The 18,820-nt window shown below is 61.7% G+C and carries 13 protein-coding genes, 1 tRNA gene and 1 pseudogene; 8 read left to right on the top strand and 7 right to left on the bottom strand.

Annotated elements, in window-relative coordinates; genetic code table 11:
• The first annotated feature begins 15 nt into the window (after positions 1 to 15).
• Together hisC and EKN06_RS06190 are read left to right on the top strand one after the other, a co-directional pair.
• Positions 16 to 1,161, top strand: a complete 1,146-nt coding sequence (gene hisC, locus EKN06_RS06195; protein WP_127612047.1) for a histidinol-phosphate transaminase — start codon at positions 16 to 18, stop codon at positions 1,159 to 1,161.
• A complete protein-coding gene (locus EKN06_RS06190) occupies positions 1,158 to 2,114 on the top strand; it encodes a prephenate/arogenate dehydrogenase family protein (protein WP_127612046.1) in 957 nt (318 codons plus the stop codon). The genes hisC and EKN06_RS06190 overlap by 4 nt, the downstream gene beginning before the upstream one ends.
• Positions 2,115 to 2,134: 20 nt before the next feature.
• Here the strand turns inward: EKN06_RS06190 and EKN06_RS06185 are convergent, their stop codons facing one another.
• From EKN06_RS06185 to ftsE, 4 genes are read right to left on the bottom strand one after another with little or no spacing between them, the layout of a single operon-like run.
• Entirely contained in the window at positions 2,135 to 2,848 is a 714-nt protein-coding gene (locus EKN06_RS06185; protein ID WP_240654640.1) for a lysophospholipid acyltransferase family protein, read from the bottom strand.
• A 4-nt stretch (positions 2,849 to 2,852) separates the two neighbouring features.
• Entirely contained in the window at positions 2,853 to 3,392 is a 540-nt protein-coding gene (locus EKN06_RS06180) for a YdcF family protein (RefSeq protein ID WP_127612045.1), read from the bottom strand.
• A gap of 47 nt (positions 3,393 to 3,439) precedes the next feature.
• Positions 3,440 to 4,408 carry a cell division protein FtsX gene (locus EKN06_RS06175; protein WP_240654639.1) on the bottom strand — a complete coding sequence of 323 codons (969 nt, stop codon included), beginning with the start codon at positions 4,406 to 4,408 and terminating at the stop codon, positions 3,440 to 3,442.
• On the bottom strand, positions 4,405 to 5,106 hold the full coding sequence (gene ftsE / locus EKN06_RS06170; protein ID WP_127612355.1) for a cell division ATP-binding protein FtsE: 702 nt from the start codon (positions 5,104 to 5,106) through the stop codon (positions 4,405 to 4,407). The genes EKN06_RS06175 and ftsE overlap by 4 nt, the downstream gene beginning before the upstream one ends.
• A gap of 238 nt (positions 5,107 to 5,344) precedes the next feature.
• Here ftsE and EKN06_RS15920 point away from each other — a divergent pair, with 238 nt between their 5' ends.
• Entirely contained in the window at positions 5,345 to 6,256 is a 912-nt protein-coding gene (locus EKN06_RS15920) for a zinc-ribbon domain-containing protein (RefSeq protein WP_240654638.1), read from the top strand.
• 139 nt (positions 6,257 to 6,395) lie between these two features.
• A tRNA-Leu gene (locus EKN06_RS06160) sits at positions 6,396 to 6,482 on the top strand.
• Between the two features lie 189 nt (positions 6,483 to 6,671).
• On the opposite strand, the gene EKN06_RS06155 is transcribed toward EKN06_RS06160, so the two are convergent.
• The 3 genes from EKN06_RS06155 to EKN06_RS06145 are packed head-to-tail and all read right to left on the bottom strand — an operon-like array spanning position 6,672 to position 9,014.
• Positions 6,672 to 8,351 carry a recombinase family protein gene (locus EKN06_RS06155; protein ID WP_127612044.1) on the bottom strand — a complete coding sequence of 560 codons (1,680 nt, stop codon included), beginning with the start codon at positions 8,349 to 8,351 and terminating at the stop codon, positions 6,672 to 6,674.
• Positions 8,344 to 8,781 carry a DUF2924 domain-containing protein gene (locus EKN06_RS06150; RefSeq protein WP_127612043.1) on the bottom strand — a complete coding sequence of 146 codons (438 nt, stop codon included), beginning with the start codon at positions 8,779 to 8,781 and terminating at the stop codon, positions 8,344 to 8,346. Before EKN06_RS06150 ends, EKN06_RS06155 begins: the two co-directional genes overlap by 8 nt.
• Positions 8,781 to 9,014, bottom strand: a complete 234-nt coding sequence (locus EKN06_RS06145) for a DUF3489 domain-containing protein (protein WP_127612042.1) — start codon at positions 9,012 to 9,014, stop codon at positions 8,781 to 8,783. The genes EKN06_RS06150 and EKN06_RS06145 overlap by 1 nt, the downstream gene beginning before the upstream one ends.
• A 235-nt stretch (positions 9,015 to 9,249) precedes the next feature.
• Here EKN06_RS06145 and EKN06_RS16165 point away from each other — a divergent pair.
• The 4 genes and pseudogenes from EKN06_RS16165 to EKN06_RS06125 all read left to right on the top strand — a co-directional run bounded on the left by EKN06_RS16165 (position 9,250) and on the right by EKN06_RS06125 (position 18,480).
• Positions 9,250 to 10,088 (top strand): annotated as a pseudogene (locus EKN06_RS16165) (gamma-glutamylcyclotransferase).
• Positions 10,089 to 10,178: 90 nt separating this feature from the next.
• Positions 10,179 to 12,038 (top strand): hypothetical protein, encoded by a 1,860-nt coding sequence (locus EKN06_RS15805; RefSeq protein ID WP_205693834.1) that lies wholly within the window; start codon positions 10,179 to 10,181, stop codon positions 12,036 to 12,038.
• A 54-nt stretch (positions 12,039 to 12,092) separates the two neighbouring features.
• Positions 12,093 to 14,117 (top strand): hypothetical protein, encoded by a 2,025-nt coding sequence (locus EKN06_RS15800; protein ID WP_205693833.1) that lies wholly within the window; start codon positions 12,093 to 12,095, stop codon positions 14,115 to 14,117.
• A complete protein-coding gene (locus EKN06_RS06125; protein ID WP_205693832.1) occupies positions 14,041 to 18,480 on the top strand; it encodes a hypothetical protein in 4,440 nt (1,479 codons plus the stop codon). The genes EKN06_RS15800 and EKN06_RS06125 overlap by 77 nt, the downstream gene beginning before the upstream one ends.
• Positions 18,481 to 18,820 lie beyond the last annotated feature (340 nt).

Genomic DNA, 18,820 nt, shown 5'->3' with positions numbered 1-18,820 from the left:
GGTACAGCGCCGGGCATGACAGGCCGCCCTTCCGACCCCAGCCCCACGCCTGAAGCACAGGCAAGTGCACAGCCCCGTCCCAAGCCGTGGATCGAGGGTATCCACGCCTATGTCCCGGGCAAATCCGCCAGTGACGACGGTCGGCCGCTGATCAAGCTTTCGGCCAACGAAAACCCGCTTGGCACCAGCACGCTTGCCATCGCCGCGCGGCGAGAGGCGAACCGACCGTCGGCCTATCCCGATCCCGACAGCCGTGAACTGCGCAGTGCGCTGGCCGAACTGCATGGGCTGGATCCGACGCGGATCGCGTGTGGCACCGGCAGCGACGAAATCCTGAACCTTGCCGCGCAGGGTTTTGCCGGACCGGGGGACGAGGTCGTCTATGTCCGGTACGGTTTCGCGGTGTACGACATCGCGGCGCGGCGTTGTGGGGCTGAACCGGTGGTCGCGCCCGATCGCGATTACGGCACCGATGTCGATGCCCTGTTGGCCTGTGTCACCGAACGGACCCGCGTCGTGTTCGTCGCCAATCCGAACAACCCGACCGGAAGCTATATCGATGCCGCCGAACTGGCGCGCCTGCATGCGGGCCTGCGGTCCGACGTGCTGCTGGTGATCGATCAGGCCTATGGCGAATATCTTTCGGACGAAAAAGACGATGGCGGGCTGGCGCTGGCCGCCGCGCACGACAATGTGCTGGTCACGCGCACGTTTTCCAAGATTTACGGTCTTGCCGGGGATCGGGTCGGTTGGGCGACCGGTGCGCCGGGGCTGATCGATGTGATCAACCGCATCCGTGGGCCGTTCAATGTCGGCATCTCCGGACAGGCCGCCGCCGTTGCCGCCGTGCGCGATCAGGATTTCGTGCGCGCCAGCCGCGATCACAACAGTGCCGAACGCGCGCGTTTTACCGCCGCGATGGCGGCGCTGGGCAACCATGGTATTCGCCCGGTGCCGAGCAAGGCGAACTTCGTGCTCGTCCTGTTCGAAGGCACGCTTTCGGCGAAAAGCGCGCTCGATGCGCTGACCGAGGCTGGGTACGCGGTGCGGCACCTGCCGGGGCAGGGCCTGCCCAATGCGCTGCGCATCACCATCGGCACGGCGGCGCAGATGGACGAGGTGACGCAAGTCATCCAGCGCGCGGCGGAGGCTGCGTCATGAGCGGCGAGAACGCGCCCTTTGGCCATGTCGCGATCATCGGGCTTGGCCTGATCGGCGGGTCCATCGGGCTGGCAGTGCGAGAATGCATGCCCGACGTGACGGTATCGGGCTGGGACAGCGACGCCGATGTGCGCGCGGTCGCGACCCGGCGCGGTCTTGCCCACGTTGTGCCCGACACGGTGGCAGAGGCGGTGGCCGACGCCGATCTCGTCATCCTGTGCGTGCCGGTGCGCGCGATGGAAGAAGTCGCCGCCACGCTTGCCGGCAAGCTGAAGCCGGACTGCATCGTCAGCGATGTGGGTTCGTGCAAGGTATCGGTCGCCGAAGCGATTGCCCGCGTGCTGCCGGGTCAGCCCATCGTGCCCGCGCACCCGGTGGCAGGCACCGAACATTCCGGGCCGGAGGCGGGCTTTGCCTCGCTGTTCAAGAACCGCTGGTGCATCGTCACCCCTTGCGCTGCGACCGATCCCGACGATGCGGAAAAGGTCATGGCGTTCTGGCGCGGGATCGGCGCGACGGTGGAAACGATGGCGCCCGACCACCACGATCTCGTGCTCGCGGTGACCAGCCATGTCCCGCACCTCATCGCCTACACCATCGTCGGCACGGCATCCGACCTTGAGGAAGTGACCCGCAGCGAGGTCATCAAGTATTCGGCAGGCGGTTTCCGCGACTTTACCCGCATCGCCGCCAGCGATCCGACGATGTGGCGCGACGTGTTTCTGTCTAACAAGCATGCCGTGCTTGAAATCCTGCAACGCTACAGCGAGGATCTGACCGCACTTCAGCGCGCGATCCGCTGGGGCGATGGCGATGCGTTGTTCGAACATTTCGCCAAAACCCGTGAGATCCGCCGGTCGATCATCGAGGAAGGGCAGGACGATGCTCGCCCCGATTTCGGGCGCGGCGATCATACGGGCGCAGTATTGCCCGACGGGACTGCCGGGGACTGACCCGCTGGCGCGCGAGGCCGTTACGCGGTCGTTTCGGGCAGATCGTTCAGCGCGTTGATCGCAGCGAAAACCCGCGCCTCCATCTCATCACGCGACAGCCCCGGCGGCACCACTTCGCCGATGCGATAGGTTATCGTGCCCGATCGTTTGGGCTTGGTCTGATAAAGCGGGCCGCTGTCCACAGCCACGGGGACGAGCGGCAGGCCGAGGATTTTATAAACCGCGTAAAGCCCTGCCTGAAGCGTGCCGGGCTGATTGTGCGGGATGCGCGTGCCTTCTGGAAAGATCACGAAATCGCGGCCTTCGGGTTTCAATTCCCGTGCCGCGCGGCTGATCTGCCGGATCGCCTGCGCCCCTGTATCACGGTCGACCCCGATGACGCCATATTGTCTTGCCGCCCGGCCCCAAACCGGGATGCGCATAAGTTCGATCTTGGCAAATGGGATGACCGGGCCGCCGGTGAACGTGGGGGCGTCGATCGCTTCGAAGAAGCTCTCGTGCTTGATCGCGTAAAGAGCCTGCTCTTTTGGCTGCGTGCCTTCGACGACGATGCGGTACCCTAGCACAAAGCGGCAGCACTGCCGGTGGTACCAAGACCACACGCGCGCGATGCCGAACACGAATCCGCGCGGCAAGATCAGCGCCGGTACCGTGACCATGATGATCAGGAAGCTGCCGACGTAGAACGTGACGGCAAAGACGGCGGACCGCATTTGCGAAATCAGGCCTGCCACTGCGTCAGCTCCGCCAAAGATTGAGCCACTGCGCGGCATGGCCGATCAGAAACTTGTGATATTCGAGGAACAGCATCGAAAGCTTCGGCTCGCTCGGCACCGCGTCGCGAACCACCTCGACATTGCTGTCAAGCGTCAACGACAGGTCGTGCGCCGCGCGGCGCATGTGCCAGTCGCTGGTGACGAGACGGATCGATTTCAGCTTCTGCTGCCTGACCCATGTCGCCGATTCGGCGGCGTTCGAACGCGTGTCGACCGCTTCGTACCCCAGCGTGATGCAGCAATCCATCAGCCGCATCGGGATGTCGTATTCGGCCGCCAGCTCCTCCGGCTTGACCTCCGAATCGACGCCGGAAACAAGAAGTTTTTTCGACCAGCCTTGCTGCAGCGCTTCGACGCCACGTTCGATTCGCCCGCCTGCGCCCGTCACGACGACCACGCCATCGGTGCGCGTATCGTCCGCCGGTTGCGGCAACAGCATCGCGAAAGCCGCAAAGCCCAATGCCCAAACGAGCAGGAGAAAGGAGAAGATCCGGCGAAACATCCTGCGCTCGTGTTAGGCTGCGCTGCGCCGCGCCGCAATCCGCGACCTCACGGCATCCGCCGCAATGTGGCGAGCACTGTGATGCGGGCGGTTAAACCGGCCAGCACGACGCCCGCGATCGGGATCAGGACCAGCGCCGCCCAATCGAACCAGCGTAGTCCCGCCGCGGTGTTGCCGGGGCCGAGCGCGGCAAATTTGCCCGCCAGCAGCAAGATCGTAGCTTGTGCCACTGCAAACCCGGCGGCACCGCCCGCAGCCGCGCTCATCGCCGCGGCCTTTTGAAACATGCGCGCAACTTGAAGATCGTGCGCGCCAAGCAAGTGCATGATCTCGATCGTGTCGCGATTGGCGGTCAGCGCGCTCCGGCTGGCCAACAGCACTGCCGCCGCCGTCGCGGTTATCAGCAAACCGACCAACGCGACCGCCAGCCATTGGAGCGCCGAAATCGCTTCCTGCAACGGGGCCAGCCACTCCATGTCGGCGCTGACACTGGCATCGGGCGCCGCTTGCGCCAACACGGCGCGCACCCGATCCAGAGATTGTGGCCCGGCATTGCCCGCCACGCGCAATTCGATCAGTTCGGGCATGACGAGCAGGTCTTCATCGCCCGGCATGGCGCCTGCTCCCATGTCGCCCAGCCATGGACGCAGGAGGTCTTCGCGATCCTTTGCGCCCAGGCGGCGGACCGCGGTCACGCCATCCAGCTTTACCAGCGCCGCCACGGCCGCGCGAGCTTGCCGTTCGGCCTCGGCCTCTGCGGGGCCTGCGATCTGGACCGTCACGCCACCGGCAAGATCTGCCGCCGCCGTCCGCGCGATGCCGCCCAGCGCCAGGCCGCCGGCTGCCGCGATGACGGTCAGCGCGGTCATGATCGCGATCACCCACGGCACCGGCCCCGCCACCGATTTCTGACTGATGAGCGGCGCGCTTGCCACGCGCGGCTGCCACAGCGCGCGGGCGCGGCCGAAACCTTCGCGGGCGAACAGCGTTGCCTGTTCCTTGCGCGTCAAAATCATCGTCGGCCCCGCTGTTCGGGCGGGTTGCGGATCATGCCGGTCGGATCATCGAGCCGCCCGCGTTCGAGCCGCATGACGGCGGCGTCGGGCTGTCGGTTCATCAACGACGTGTCGTGCGTGGCCAGCACGACCGTCGTGCCCAGCTTGTTCATCGACGAAAACAGGTACAGCAGGCGGACTGCCATTTGCGGATCGACGTTGCCGGTCGGTTCGTCGGCGACCAGCAATTCGGGCCGGGTGATGACCGCGCGGGCGATGGCAACGCGTTGCTGTTCGCCGCCCGAAAGTGTCGAGGGCCGCTGGTCGAGCGCAAGCGTCAGGCCAACCCATTCGATCATGTCGGTAACCGGCCCGATCAGTTCTTCTTCGGGCACGCCTGCAAGTCGAAGCGGCAGGGCCACGTTGTCGAACACGCTCAGGTGCGGGACGAGCCGAAAGTCCTGAAACACCACGCCGATCCGGCGACGCAGTTCCGGGCGCCGCGCACGCGACAGGTTCACAGCGTCCTCGCCGAACATCGAAATGACCCCGCGCGACGGCCGTTGCGCCAGATAGAGCAGCTTCAGCAACGTCGTCTTGCCCGCGCCGGACGGACCGGTGAGAAAATAGAACCGGCCCGGATGCAGCTTGAACGTGATGTCGGACAGCACCTCGCGCCCCGCGCCATAGCGCAGGCCGACGTTTTCGAACCGCACGATCGGCCCCGTCGATGAGCCGAAGGAACCTTCGCGAAGTTCGAATGAGGGGGCGTCTGGCGTCACGTCTGGATTATCACCTGCCGAGGGCCAAAAACCGGCGCGAATTGGGCCGTCCGGCTTCTAGCGCCCGAAAAGGTACGATTTCCAGCCCATTGGTGTGGATAACACCCGACTTGGGCGGAACAAGACGAGTCCACGCTATTGCCCCCGAGTCGGTGGCGATGTTTAGTCTCGATCCATGCAGATAGCCTGCCCTGCCTGCCAGACGCGCTACTCGGTGCCGGATGGGGCCATCGGTCCGGAAGGCCGCACCGTGCGTTGCGCGAAATGCCGCCACAGCTGGTTCGAGCAACCGGGCCAGACTCCTGCTTTCGACGATGGCGCCGATCACGATCATCAGCCCGTCCCGACTGCGCCCGCCGCGCCCACGGCCGGCGGCTGGGACGAAGCCGGGGGCGATACCCCGATGCCGGCTGCGCCGCCGCAGCCGACATTCGCGGAACCCGAGGCACGACCGGAACCCATGTCCGCAGCGCCCGATTCCTACGCGGCGCCCGCGACGGAGCCGGAAGCAAGAGTGCCGACCGCGGCACAGGCATGGCGCGAAGAGCCTGAATTCGATGGCCCGGCCGCCCCTTCCGAACCGGTTCCTGTTGCCGAACCCGAGCTGGGAACTGGGCCGGAGCCTGTGGCCGAGGAAAGCTGGGACGAGCCCGCGCCGCCGAAATCGCGTCTGCGGCTGATCCTGTTCGTGCTGCTGGTCCTCTTGGCGGTGGCTGCGGCAGCCTTTGCCGCCGTGCGTTTCTATGGTGCGCCCGCATGGCTCCCAGTCGGTCAGGTCGCGTTCGCACCGGCGTCGGACAATCTCGAGCTCGACTTCCCAGCCGACAAGCAGGATCGCCGGACCTTGCCCAACGGCCTGCAATTCTTTGCGGCGAGCGGGACGGTAAAGAACATCGGCAGCAGCACGGAGCATGTGCCCGATGTGCAGGTCGTGCTTCGCGATGCGCAGGAACGTGTCGTCTACACGTGGGAGCTCGAACCGCCGAAGCGCGAACTGGCGCCCGGCGAAACGGTTTCGATCAACGAAGCGGTTACCGACGTTCCCGCCTCTGCCCGCGTGGTCGAGATCGGCTGGAAAGCGGGCTGAACCGACGAGCCGACCCGGCACGTTAATTTTCATGTCGAAGTCTGTTGCGCACCCGCCGGTCCGTTGCTAATGGCACGCGCCTACCAAGGGGCGGCGCTTCCGAACTTTATCGAGTTCGCCAGCCGCCCTTGTTTCAGGTGCGGTCGTGGCGGAATTGGTAGACGCGCAACGTTGAGGTCGTTGTGGGCGAAAGCCCGTGGAAGTTCGAGTCTTCTCGACCGCACCAAACAGTCCCAAAAAACTCCCCCAGACGGGGCCTCTCCAGAGCACAGCCCAGTTTTCGGCGCGATTGCGCGGGTTTGTGCGCGCGTGGCATGGACAGGCGCAGTCAGAGACTGGCGGATCCGGGGCGTTTTGCCGCCGCTGATTGCCAGCCGTCTCTGGTCCGAAAATTCTGACTGCAGTGAGATTGGCCTCAGATGAAGCCGAGGACGCGACGCTGGTCGGTCCACGCAAGCGGAAGCTCGGCGTCGAGTAATGAGCGGCTGGTCAGCGAGGCAGGCTGCCGACCCTGGACAATGGCCGTGACGATGTCCGGAGCCAGACAGGCGAGAGCAGCGAGCTTTCCCAGCCGAGTTCGACACTTGCCGACGCCCGCCGCAATGCTGGCGATCGACTGGTCCGGCTGTGACTGGACCAGATTTCGTGCGGCGCGCGCTTCGGCCAAGAGCGACACCAGCTTCTCGTCACGCCGCAGCGGAATATTACTCAGATCCGCAGGGCCTGGAATAATGAGGCGCAATTGGTGCCCCCGCCTTACCTTGGTTGCGGGGAGCGCGAGGATAGTGGGTTCCTCCCGTTCATCCGATGCGCTCGTCAGGTCCAACGTGCTGCGGATCAGGGCAGGACTGGTCATGATCTCGATCCCGCCATCACCAAGGTTGATCCGGTCGATGATGGTTTCCAGCAAGGCCGCCTTGTCATGCACCGACCCACTGCGCAGGGTCGCGGCGGCAAGATCGCCGGCGGCAATGGCCAGCTGGATGGAGTCAGCATCGTTGTCCGGAACGAGCCGACACAGGAACTGCTGATCGCACAGCAGTTCGGCGAACCGCTGGCAGACGAGTTGTTCCAGATCGAAGGCCGACACCCGCCACGCGGGAGATCCGTCAACCATGTCGGGCCGGGTTACGTAATAGCGATAACGCTTGCCCGGCTTGGTCGTATGGCTCGGGGTCATGTCCCTGCCTTCGCCATCATGGAGTTTCCCGACCAGCAGGCTGGGTTGCCGGACTTTCAGCCGGCGTGATGTCCCTGATGCGTTGGCTTTGAGCATGGCTTGAACATCTTCCCAAAGGTCCGGCGAGACGATGGCCGGATGTTCGCCGGCGAAGACGTCACCCTTGTGCACGATCTTGCCATGGTAGATCGGGTTCGAGAGCAGGTGGTATAGCGTTCCCCGCCGAAAGATGCCGCCGCCCCGATGCGGGCCACTGGCACGAACCTGTACCTTGGTGCGGTACCCGTCGCGGTTCAGTTCGTCGGCGAGCGCGACGACCGATCCGACCGCGAGATACCGCTGTATGATGTGTCGAACCAGTTTCGCTTCTGTCTCGTTCTCGACGAGTTTGCGGTTCTCGACACTGTAACCGAGCGGCACCGGGCCGCCCATCCACATCCCCTTGCGCTTGGAAGCTGCGATCTTGTCGCGGATGCGCTCGCCGGTAACCTCGCGCTCGAACTGGGCGAAAGACAGCAGCATGTTGAGGGTCAGGCGCCCCATGCTGGTGGTGGTATTGAAGGACTGGGTAATCGACACGAAGCTGGCGCCTGCCTTGTCGAGCACTTCAACGATCTTGGCGAAATCGGCGAGGCTGCGGGTGAGCCGGTCGATTTTGTAGACGAGAATGATGTCGACCTTGCCCGCAGCCACGTCGGCGAGCAGTCGCTGCAGACCTTGTCGCTGCATGTTGCCACCCGAGAACCCACCATCGTCGTAACGGTCGGGAAGGAGCAGCCAGCCTTCGTGGCGCTGGCTGACGGCATAGGCGGCGCAGGCCTCGTATTGGGCATCGAGACTGTTGAACTCCTGCTCCAGTCCATCCTCGGTCGACTTGCGGGTATAGACCGCGCAGCGCAGGACCTTGTCAGCCACGGTGGGTCAATCCGAAGAAGCGTGGACCCGACCAGTGGGCGCCGGTTACCTCACGGGCGATCTCGCTCAGCGAGCGATACGTCCGACCGTCCCGGCTGAAGCCACCTTCCACCACCTCCACGGCGATAGTCTGCCCGTTCCATTCCCGGATCAGGCGTGTGCCATTGGTAAGTGCAGGGCGTTGGGCAACCGGCGCGGCCGCTGGCTGCTGCTTGTCCGCCATCCGCTCAAGCTCGCGGATGACCATCACGGGGAGTCCACCGTGCCGTCGTTCCTGTAGCCGCTGGGCCAGAAGGCGGCGCAGCAGTGCGGGCGGCGCCTTTGGTGGTGCCTCGCCTGCAATTGCGGACCAGCGTTCCTGCAGGTCCGCTGACGTCATGTCCGCCAGCGAGGCCAGGTCTGCATCGAGCCGCTTGTTCTGCCGCGCCATCAGGCTTGCTCTGCGATGTAATAGCAGGTCATCTCGTCACGCTTGGTCCTGGTAATGTCGTGACCCTTCTTGCGCAGGCCGGTCAGTGCCGCGCGTGCGCTGTGTGGCAGCCAGCCGGTGAGCTCGGTAATCTCCGCCAGCGTAGCGCCCTGCTCTCGGGTCAACATGGCAAGTACCTGCTCGGTCTTGCTGGCAGGAGCGGTGGTGTTGGCATTGTTTTGTGATGTGGTCATGAGTGGTCTCCATTCCGGGATCAGCGCCGTGCTGCTCCCACCACCCAAAGCCCTGTCGGTCGCACCGGTCAGGGCAGTGGCCGGGCAAGCCGACCGTCATTCACCCGAACAGCAATGCTCCACCTCGCGGCGAAGTCGAATGGAATCTCATGATGAACGGCTTTGCGCGCTATCTCGGCTCTAGCTGCTCGCCGTGCGAACGCCTGAAAGCTGACAAAGTTGTCGAACGGTTTGGATGGCCGACTTGTCGGACACTCCGGAACGTCTCCTTTCAAGAGCAAAGATTGGGATAGCGGACGTTTCAGACAGCGAGCCGGCGGGTCAGCTTCGCGCCACAAATTCGGATGTTCAGGTAACTACGGCCGCGTTCTGCAGCCGACATCAGACCTATGAATTGCAGTCGGCTACCTTACGTCAGAATGATGAGATGCCCAGCACACTGCCAAAAATAATTCCAGCATTCCATGGTATTTTTTACAAGTTCTGGGCCGGTACGACTAGCTATACGAAAACATATCGTTGCACCAAAAATGGAGGAAACAGAATGTGGGTTTTCGGATACGGGTCGCTCATGTGGGACAACTGGCAAACATCGTATGGCGGTGCGAATGGAGTGTTGGCGACGCTAAAAGGTTATGAACGATCTTTCAACAAAGCGTCGAAAGTGAATTGGGGGGCAATACCACACCTGGTCCCACCCTGAACTTAGTCGAAAAAGCTGACGGGGCTTGCATAGGCTATGCATTTGAGTTTGACGACTCGAGAGAAGCCGAAGTGTTCGCCGACCTTGAACGCCGCGAAGGCAAGAACTTTCCGCTACGAAAGAAGAGAATCACGTTGAGCGATGGCCGCGACGTTGAGGCACATTTACCCGTCTACGGGGGAAGAAACGTCATCACTGGAAAAACTCTCGACGAACTGGTTGCAATGGCGATGACAGCCGTTGGGAGAGACGGAAGGGCTTCGGACTACGTGCTCAACATTGCCAGAAAGCTTAACGCGGTTGGCGTTGAAGATCCTACGGTGATCGCGTTCGCAGCCGCTGTCAGGAATGCCCAAAAGTCCGGTAATTAGTTTGGTGCCGGAGAGATTGCTGCTCACGATCAACTCACCGCGGCGCGGTAGTATCAGCGGCACGACAAGTTTGCGCTAAGGATCGAATACTTGGAGAAGAAACCTAAACACAACAATCGGAGTCGTGACCCAAAGCCATCGTCGAAACCGGCCAAGGCTGCATCTAGGGCTGGATCCAATGCAGGCCGGGGTTTTCGTTACCAGGATGCCGTGTCCGCTTGGTTGGCGGTGGAAATATGGGCTGGTCAGCGAGCGCCCGCCATCGTGATCCCAGAAGGTGGTGACGACATTGAGCTGCGTGGCGAAGAAACGAGCTTTGTTCAGGTCAAGAGCCGACGAGAACACCTTGGGGACTATACGGAAGGCGAGACGATTGGACACGTTGGGGACCTGTGGAATCGGTCGCTTGGCTCCGCACCGCAGCCGCAGCGACTGGAGCTCATTTTTGAGCGGGAGGTGGCGGGCCTCAGGCCCCTCGACGACCGCCCTGCAGCTCGTTTGATCGAAGGTCCGATCAGCACCAGACTTGCAAAGTTCAGTGGGTCCTCTGATCTTCTCCCAAGAACTTCGATCATCGTGACGACCTCACCGCAGGAATCGGCGATCAGGCTGATCGTAGCTCGGTTGAACTGCGCCCCAATCGCAGCCCAAATGTGCTTTGCCGATCTGCTAATCCGCGTGGGCGCCCTGGCAGACGCCAATGGCCGGTTGGCGCCGGAGAACTATCGTGGCGTTTCGATCTCCGACACCGAAACGTCGATTCGCGATGTCTTGGCCGCTATCGACATTGACGCGATCGAACGCGCCCTCAGGGATGGCGTCTGCGAACCGGTAGATTTCCTTACGCCTCTCAACGATCCGAACTTCTATCTCGGCGTCGATGTAGAACCCGGTCACATCGCGGCAGGTTTGGTGGCCGAACGCCCCCGAAGCAGGACGGCTTTGGTGGAAGGTATTGAACAACGCCGGGCCGCGTTGATTGTCGGACCGTCAGGGGCGGGAAAATCCGCTTTAATGTGGGAAGCCGCCAAAACGTTGCGCCATACGGTCCGGTGGTTTCGTATCCGTCGTCTGAGCGCCGAAGATATTCCATCCCTGCGACAGTTGATCCGGACGTTTCGCGCGTCAGAAGACAGTCCCTTGGGCTTTGTCATGGATGATGTGGGCCGGAATGGGCCGGAAAGCTGGGGTGCCTTGCTCAAAGAAGCGATGTCTGTGCCCGGCGTTGTCCTGCTCGGTTCGGTCCGAGAAGAAGATGTCACGCTGATTGCCGAGCGCGCCCGTGCAGCCGAAATACGCGCCGATCCCGACGATGAACTCGCAGAACGACTCTGGCGAGAACTGCGCGAAGCTGAAAAGACGAACTGGGTGGGTTGGCGCGAACCGTGGAAGATGAGCGACGGTCTTCTTCTAGAATATGTCCATATTCTGACCCGCGGACAGAGGATGCACGAACTCCTCGCGGACCAGGTTGCGGCGAGGGTTTCAGATCCGAAGCGCTCCCTTGAACTAGATATTCTGCGATCCGGCGCTTGGGCGGGCACAGCGAATGCTGAAGTCGATGCATCGCAATTGGCACGCGCTCTCTCGGTCAGTGAGCCCGATCTCTCGCGCGCCTTACAGCGCCTCATCCAGGAACATCTGGTTCGTTCACCTGCTCCGGGCGCGGTCACCGGCCTGCACCAGCTTCGATCCGAAGAATTGCTGCAGCTCACGCACCAGACAGCATTGCCGACCCTCGAAACAAGTTTCGAACGGACGATCGTAAGTGTGCCCGCCACCGATCTCGAGCCGTTGGTCGCAGACACACTATCTGCGCGACGCTTACCTGTTCCGGCGGTGCTCGATGGCTTGATTACCCGCTTGGAGGGCGAACAAGATGCGCGGGCGTTGGCTTCAGCGCTCCGGGGTCTGGGTTCGGGCCGCGTTTCTTCAGGTGTCGACGAATAGCTGGACACACCTGAGACGCGTGCGCTGCCGCGAACGCAAGTTGGCAGTGCGGCAATGTTCGGGATTGCGGATATTGATCTGAGTAGTCTCAGCATCATCCCGGAGGTCCAGGCCGCGGCGGATCGACTTTCGCAAATCAAAGGTTCGCCGGAAGATGACCCTCGCCGCCGTTTGATGGAGCGTATGTCACCCTCTGTCTTGTCAGTCCTGATCGAGACCGCGGATTTGGCGAGCTTAGATGAGATTCTCGCAGCGTTGGTCGGAATGCCATTGCCGGCCGCGGTGCGGACCAGTCTCATGCAGGCTCCAGAAGGCCTCTTGAATGCTAATCTCGATCTCTTGGGGTCTCTAATGGGCACCTTGTCCGCCCTGGATCGTGAGATCGCCAGTGATTGGGTCGCCGAGGTCGGGCAAGAGGCGCTGTTCGCACGGGTTCAGGCAGAGACAGCTTGGGCCGGGCCTGTAACAATCGAAGATGCCGATGATGGAATGATCGTCCGTTGCGATCTTTGGTACGTTGCCGGTTCTGTACAGAAAAATCCGCACGACGCAGTTGTAAGCCTGTGTGAGCGGATATTGGCACTGTGTCCATCAGCTGACATTGCGGTGTCCAACGCTATTACCGTAAGCGGCGAATTGGCCGGTCTTGCCCAGTTGCCGCTCGCGACAAAGCGGATTCCACGAGAAAATCTACCCACACCATCAGTTCCTAAGTGGAATCGGCGGTGGGCTGATCTGATTTCCCGCCGCGTCGCCGCTCCGAGCTATAGCGATTATCTTTCAAGAGGCGTGGCAATTCTCGACGCCCTTGTGCCGACGTTGGAGAAGGTCTTCGACGCGCATTTTCGAGGAAAGGATGCACTCGGCATTTTGGCCGACAGACTGAATGCGCTTAATGCTGAAACTGAAGCGCTGACACCCCCTGCTGTTTCGTCATTGGAAGCGTCGGGCGCGGGAGGCGGAGAGGCCAACACCGCCGTCACCAAATTTCAGAACCTCCTGCACAGCGCAAGCGTCAATCTCGTCAAGAGGTTCGCGATACTCCCCGACCAAGCCGGCGCATACATTGCCTGGTTGAGCGATCTCATCGCCGATGTCGACACCGCAATTGCCGAAGAGCCTTGGCAGCTCATCGCCGACGGTCCCCCGCCAATGCTTCTCCGGCTCAAGACGCTCTTGGAGATGTTGCGACTTCTGGCCGGAGAAGCCCATGAAAGGAAGCAAGCGCCAGCGGTAACTTGGGCGGCACGAGGCAAAGGCGCGCGAGTAGGCAACTCCGTTCGGCTCGTATCTCTCTCTGCCAAAGCTGCCGGGGAAACACGACTAGCTCAGCGAAAGGCAGAAATTGAGCGCTTGGCAAATGAAGCCGGGGTCGTCGCACAGTTCCATCTTCGCATTAACACCAAGAGTATTTTACCGTGGCCGCCAGCAGATGTTCTTGCGGTGTTACCCGCGCCCAACATTGCAGATGCGGTGGTCACGCTCGCTGAACAATCCGAACTCCTACGGTCGTTGGTGGACTCATCTATCCACCTAACAATCATGCCTGACATTGAGGATGTCGCGTTCCCGACCCTCGCAAAGTCTGGTTATCAGACCCTCCTTCCTGATGTGGAAGGCGCTGCCGTCTGGGCTGAACAACTCGGATTGCCACAAGCTCCATCTGCTATGGCAAGCATGTTTGGGGAGGTGCTGAGCCTTGCTGGCGAACTTGGAGCAATGGATCAAAAACGGCTCGGCAATGAGACTCGTCCCGAAGAAGAAATTATTGCCCGTCGGAGCTTGGAGGCCACCTTCACGCGAAAGTATGAAGAACTGACCCGACGGCTCAATGCTTTTGACTCAGCCTTGCAATCGGATGTGTCAGAATTGATCGAGCATCTGCGAACTGGGCACGTTGATTTTGCCGCAGAAGCGCAGGCTGCGATTGGCGGAACTTCAAGCAATATCGCCGAGACAGCGGGGTATGTGTCTCTGCTCTTGATGTCTGCAGAGATCGACAGTGTTCCAGTCGAAGGACAACTGTGCGAGCGCGTCAGAGCAACCTCACCCGAGCAAGCCAGCAATGGCCAAGAGTAAGAACAGAGACGAGTTTTCGCCCGCGACCAAACGGGCCATTGAGCGGCAGGCGCGCGGCCATTGTTCCAACCCGGCATGCCGCCGTTTGACCCACGCCGCCACATCCGATGGCGCGGGTGAAATCAATATTGGCCAAGCATCGCACATCTGCGCTGCCGCGCCTGGCGGTCCCCGCTACGACGCGCAGATGACTTCTGAAGAGCGCGCGGCCGCGGATAACGGCATCTGGCTCTGCGACGTGCATGGGCGTGCCGTCGACGCCAAGGATTCGAAGTTCACTGTCGAGGAATTGCACAGGTGGAAGCGACAGACGAACGAGGATTCGTGGCGTAGCGTGATGCACAACGTTCCGTACGGGCCCGACATGCAAGCGCCCACGTCGGACGATCTGGGCCGCCGCCTGCGAGCAGCGGCCTCGGCCGACCTAGCCGTGTTCCGTCGAACACCCAAATGGCCGGGCACAAGTGTGGCGCTCACGCTGACGTTAAAGGTGAAGCACGTGGACGAGGCGCTGAGCACGCGCGCGCTTGCCAACGCCGTGACCACGCTCGATGACCTGATCCTCGTCGCGGCACCCGGAATGGGAAAGACGACAACCCTCTTTCAGGTCGCCGACGGCGTGTTGGAGATCGGCAATGGTACGCCGCTTATCGGGCCGCTGGGAGATTGGGCCACCGAAGGCGACGCGCTACTCGTATCAATCCTGAAACGCCCCGCGTTCAATGGGATTTCAGAGCAGGATTTCCGCGCCGTCGCGACGAAGTCCGGCGTCGTCTTGCTTCTTGACGGCTGGAATGAACTGGATGCCGCCGCACGTGAACGCGCGCGCCTGCAAATCACGGTCCTCAAGGCTGAATTGCCGGAACTTGGTCTTGTCATTTCCACACGCAAGCAGGCGCTCGACATTCCGTTCGGCGGGACGCGGGTCGACTTACTGCCGCTTGATGACGATCAGCAAATGGAGATCGCGTACGGCATGCGGGGCGAAGCTGGCGCACAGCTCGTCGATCAGGCGTGGCGGACAGCGGGTGTCCGGGATCTTGTGACCATCCCACTCTACCTCACGGCACTTCTTTCGCTGCCAGAGGGCGCGCCTTTTCCGACAACAAAGGAAGAAGTGCTGCGGCGCTTCATTGCCGCACACGAGCAGGAAGCCCGCCGTGCGGCGGCGCTTCATGCCGTGACCCTCGGCTTCCAGCAGGATTATTTGGATGACCTCGCCGTGTTCGCCACGACAACTGCCAACACGGCGATCACGGACAGCAACGCGCGCAAATCGGTCGCCAACACCGCACGGGTTCTGGTGGATGACGGACAAATCACCATCTCCACACAGCCCGACACGTTGCTCGACACGTTTGTTAGCAATCACGTTCTGACGCGCTCCGGCGACACGCCGGGCTACTCGTTCCAGCACCAGCAATTTCAGGAATGGTACGCCTCGCACTACGTCGAACGACTGATGCTACAGGCCGTCAGCGATCCGGCAGCACGCGAGAAACTGAAGGTCGACGTACTCGATCAGCGCCCGTGGGAAGAGGCAATCCTGTTCGCTGTCGAACGGATCGCCCGCGGCGACACCGTACAGAAGGCCGCATGCAGCGCCGCCATCTGCGCAGCTTTTGAAGTCGATCCTGTCCTCGCAGGCGAAATGATCTTCTCCGCCACCGACGAGGTATGGGCACCGATCGGCACCGAAATGCAGAGCCTCGCTGAGCAGTGGCACGCGCCAGGCAAGGTGGATCGCGCGGTGCGTTTTATGATCGCGTCCGGCAGGCCGGAATTCGCCGATCTTCTTTGGCCGCTTATTTCGCACGCAAACACCCAAGTGCATCTGCCAGCTCTCCGAGCAGCGAAGCGATTTCGCCCATCCGTGCTTGGGAACGATGCGCCGGCGCGCATCGCAGCACTGCCACCGGAAATCCGAAAAAATGTACTGCATGAAATCGCATTGCATGGCGGGATCGACGGCCTCGACCTTGCGACTGCAATCGCGAAGACTGACAGCGATCCGGATGTGAAGGCGACAGTGGTCGATGCGCTCTCATTTCGACGGGCGGATCGCCACGTCGCCGATTTGCTCGCTGACGCGGGCGATGCGACCTACGACATCCTCGCCGAAAAGGGTCATCTCGACGACATTGCAGTCGATGCCGTCCAGCAGGAACTCCGGCGAGCGGGCGAACGGCGCAAGGTTGCTGGCATTTCGCACTTTGAGCGCCTGCGCACGCTCGTTCACGCGCCGGTCGGAGATGACCACGATACCGAGGTTACTGAAATTGTTGCAGAAATGGAGATCGACCGGAAACGCGACGGTGAAATGCACTTGTTGTATGAAACGCGAAAGCGATATCCGGAGGCTCTCGCTAGGGGGTTACTGCGCCGCGTGCGCGAGCACCGCGAGCTCTTCTACGGCGCGGACAATATTCTTGCGGCCGCCGGGTTTGCGCTTGAGGACGACGCGCTGCTCGGAATCGCCCTCGAAGAAACAAGCCGCCACGACGACCGCGCCGAGGCCGCAGCTTCGGTGCTGGGACCAAACGCTGTTGGCCGGCTGATCGACGCCTATCTTGAAGCTGGGAAAGTCGTGCGCGACGCCAGCGGGAAATACGATCAGGCGGCGGGCGATCGCTATCACGATCTGCGCGCCCGTATCAGTCACACGCCGGGTGCAAGTTTGGTGGCCGCCGTTCAGGCGCGGGCGGGAAACGCTAACAATGAGGAAATCGTCCAACTAGCCGAGCTGTTTTCCCGTGAATCTTACGGTGGCGAAGAGCGGGCGCGACCCTTCGATGAGGAAGGGTTGGCCGCAACCGGCGTGCTGGCGCGCGAATGGGCAGAGCGCATGCTCGCCTCTGGGGATGAGAAGCGTTTGCGAGTGGCCACCATTGCAACGATGATGAGCCACGCGCCGTCCGTCGAACATCTTCCACTCTTGAAGAGAATGCTTGACGACAATTTACGTCGCTATCGAGCTTTCCGCGAAAAAGCGACCGCGAGCGGCTGGAAGGATCGCGATGCTGTACACGAAGCGCAGCATCCGCACATGCACGAGTACCAACGTGCGTTCTTGGCGATCAATGCGCCGGCGACCGCTGCGCTGATGCGTGAATACCTGACGGACGAGCATTTTGGCGAGTTGGCGGCGCGTGTGCTGGCTGCCCAGTGGGTTGAGGCAAACGAACCCAAGGACGACAAAACGTTCCTCATCGGCGTAGACTTCTCTCGCGTGGAAGCGCGCCGGGAGGTCCGCGCCGCCGATCCCGCCGCGACATCGGTCGAGGCGGAGGCGATCTTCGCCGCGATCGAGACCTTGATTGTTGATGGTTCTTCAGAAGCGCAGATGAAGCTGGCGGTTGCGCTCGGCATTGTCGGAGCACGGCTCCCCCATGGCCAGCGGGACGTGCCGATCCAGAAGCTCATTTCTATCGCGCCGAGGCGGGCGCGTGCAGCCTTGTTGTTGTCGCTGGTCCTCTCTGGCGAGGACATCGACATCAAGCTCGTAGCCGACGGCATAGCTGAGACCTTTGAGGCGGCCGAAAAGGAGACTTGGATTCTGACACAGGGCGACGCGTATCAGCTACGCGATTGGTTGCGCCTTTTGCCGTTCGCCACGCCAGTCACCGATCTGCCTGCCATCGTGCGCGGCATGCCGGACGCGCAGCGCCAGCCACGAATGCTCGAAGAGATGGTCCGCGGGCTCGGCAGTTCGTCCTCCGACGACGCAGAAGACGTGATTTTCACGCTCGCAGAAGATGACCAGCGTCTCTACCAGAACCATCAGTGGCGCGAGACCGCGTTGAGGTTCGGCACAATATTCGCCGCACGCCGCCTTGTTGACTTGACCGTCGACGGCGCGCTCGACGGCAAGTCATACGACGGGTGGCGTTGGCAACGCGAATTGGGTGGACTGATTTCGGAGTTCTCCGAGATCTGCGCCTATGTTTACGACCTCCTGAAGGATGGGCCGGCAACGAAGCAGCTTGCCTTGCTAGCTAGCGCAGTTGCTGAAGACCCTGGCACGGACGGCATACTGATGCTGATCGATTTTGAGAGGAAAACCGGACGTTCGTTCATGACGTGGCAGTCGATCCAAAGCGCTGTCACGGACCACGTCCCGGCAGAGAACTGGGAGGGTGCTTACAATGTCGTGCCCGTCCCGGCGGCCGAACTTCGCCGGAAGCTGCTGGCGATGACAAGCAGCGGCGGCAAGGATGACCCCGCCGCCCGCTGTCTCAACCTTATAGACAAACTCCGGGACAAATACGGTGCTCCAGAATCGGAACCACGCCATCCCGATTTTGCGTCAGGACGCCCTTGGCCGATCTTGACGCCCGATCCGGATGCCGAGGACGGGAACTGAATCGGTAGACCAACGATCCGGGAGAAATGTCAGCCCGAAAGCGAGCGCGCGGCTACATTCCAGCTTACCTATCGCACAGCCACTAATACATCACGGCCCAAGAGGCGCCAAATCAGGTTACATGAGCAGACGACTGCTTTCAGGGACCGCGCCTAGGACTTTTAGTGACTGTTATGTCAGCGACTCCTGACGAACCTTCGCGTAATGTTGGACGGCAGCTATCCACTTTCACCAGCTGAAATCTGCCGGACGCCAAACGGCCCAGCTCCAACCATTTCACATAATGGCAGGTCTCAATCTCGTGCTGACAGTCCGATGACTGGCAGCACCTTACCGTGTG

Origin of the sequence: Croceicoccus ponticola, from assembly GCF_004004515.1 — a bacterium.
In the GTDB taxonomy this organism is placed as follows: Bacteria; Pseudomonadota; Alphaproteobacteria; order Sphingomonadales; family Sphingomonadaceae; genus Croceicoccus; species Croceicoccus ponticola.
This window is presented reverse-complemented; position numbering and strand designations above follow the sequence as displayed.

Bases quoted from the DNA above. Each gene is read 5' to 3' on its own strand.
- hisC (WP_127612047.1), top strand. From the start codon at position 16: ATGACAGGCCGCCCTTCCGACCCCAGCCCCACGCCTGAAGCACAGGCA.
- EKN06_RS06190 (WP_127612046.1), top strand. From the start codon at position 1,158: ATGAGCGGCGAGAACGCGCCCTTTGGCCATGTCGCGATCATCGGGCTT.
- EKN06_RS06180 (WP_127612045.1), bottom strand. From the start codon at position 3,392: ATGTTTCGCCGGATCTTCTCCTTTCTCCTGCTCGTTTGGGCATTGGGC.
- EKN06_RS06175 (WP_240654639.1), bottom strand. From the start codon at position 4,408: ATGATTTTGACGCGCAAGGAACAGGCAACGCTGTTCGCCCGCGAAGGT.
- EKN06_RS15920 (WP_240654638.1), top strand. From the start codon at position 5,345: ATGCAGATAGCCTGCCCTGCCTGCCAGACGCGCTACTCGGTGCCGGAT.
- EKN06_RS06150 (WP_127612043.1), bottom strand. From the start codon at position 8,781: ATGGCGCGGCAGAACAAGCGGCTCGATGCAGACCTGGCCTCGCTGGCG.
- EKN06_RS06145 (WP_127612042.1), bottom strand. From the start codon at position 9,014: ATGACCACATCACAAAACAATGCCAACACCACCGCTCCTGCCAGCAAG.
- EKN06_RS15800 (WP_205693833.1), top strand. From the start codon at position 12,093: ATGTTCGGGATTGCGGATATTGATCTGAGTAGTCTCAGCATCATCCCG.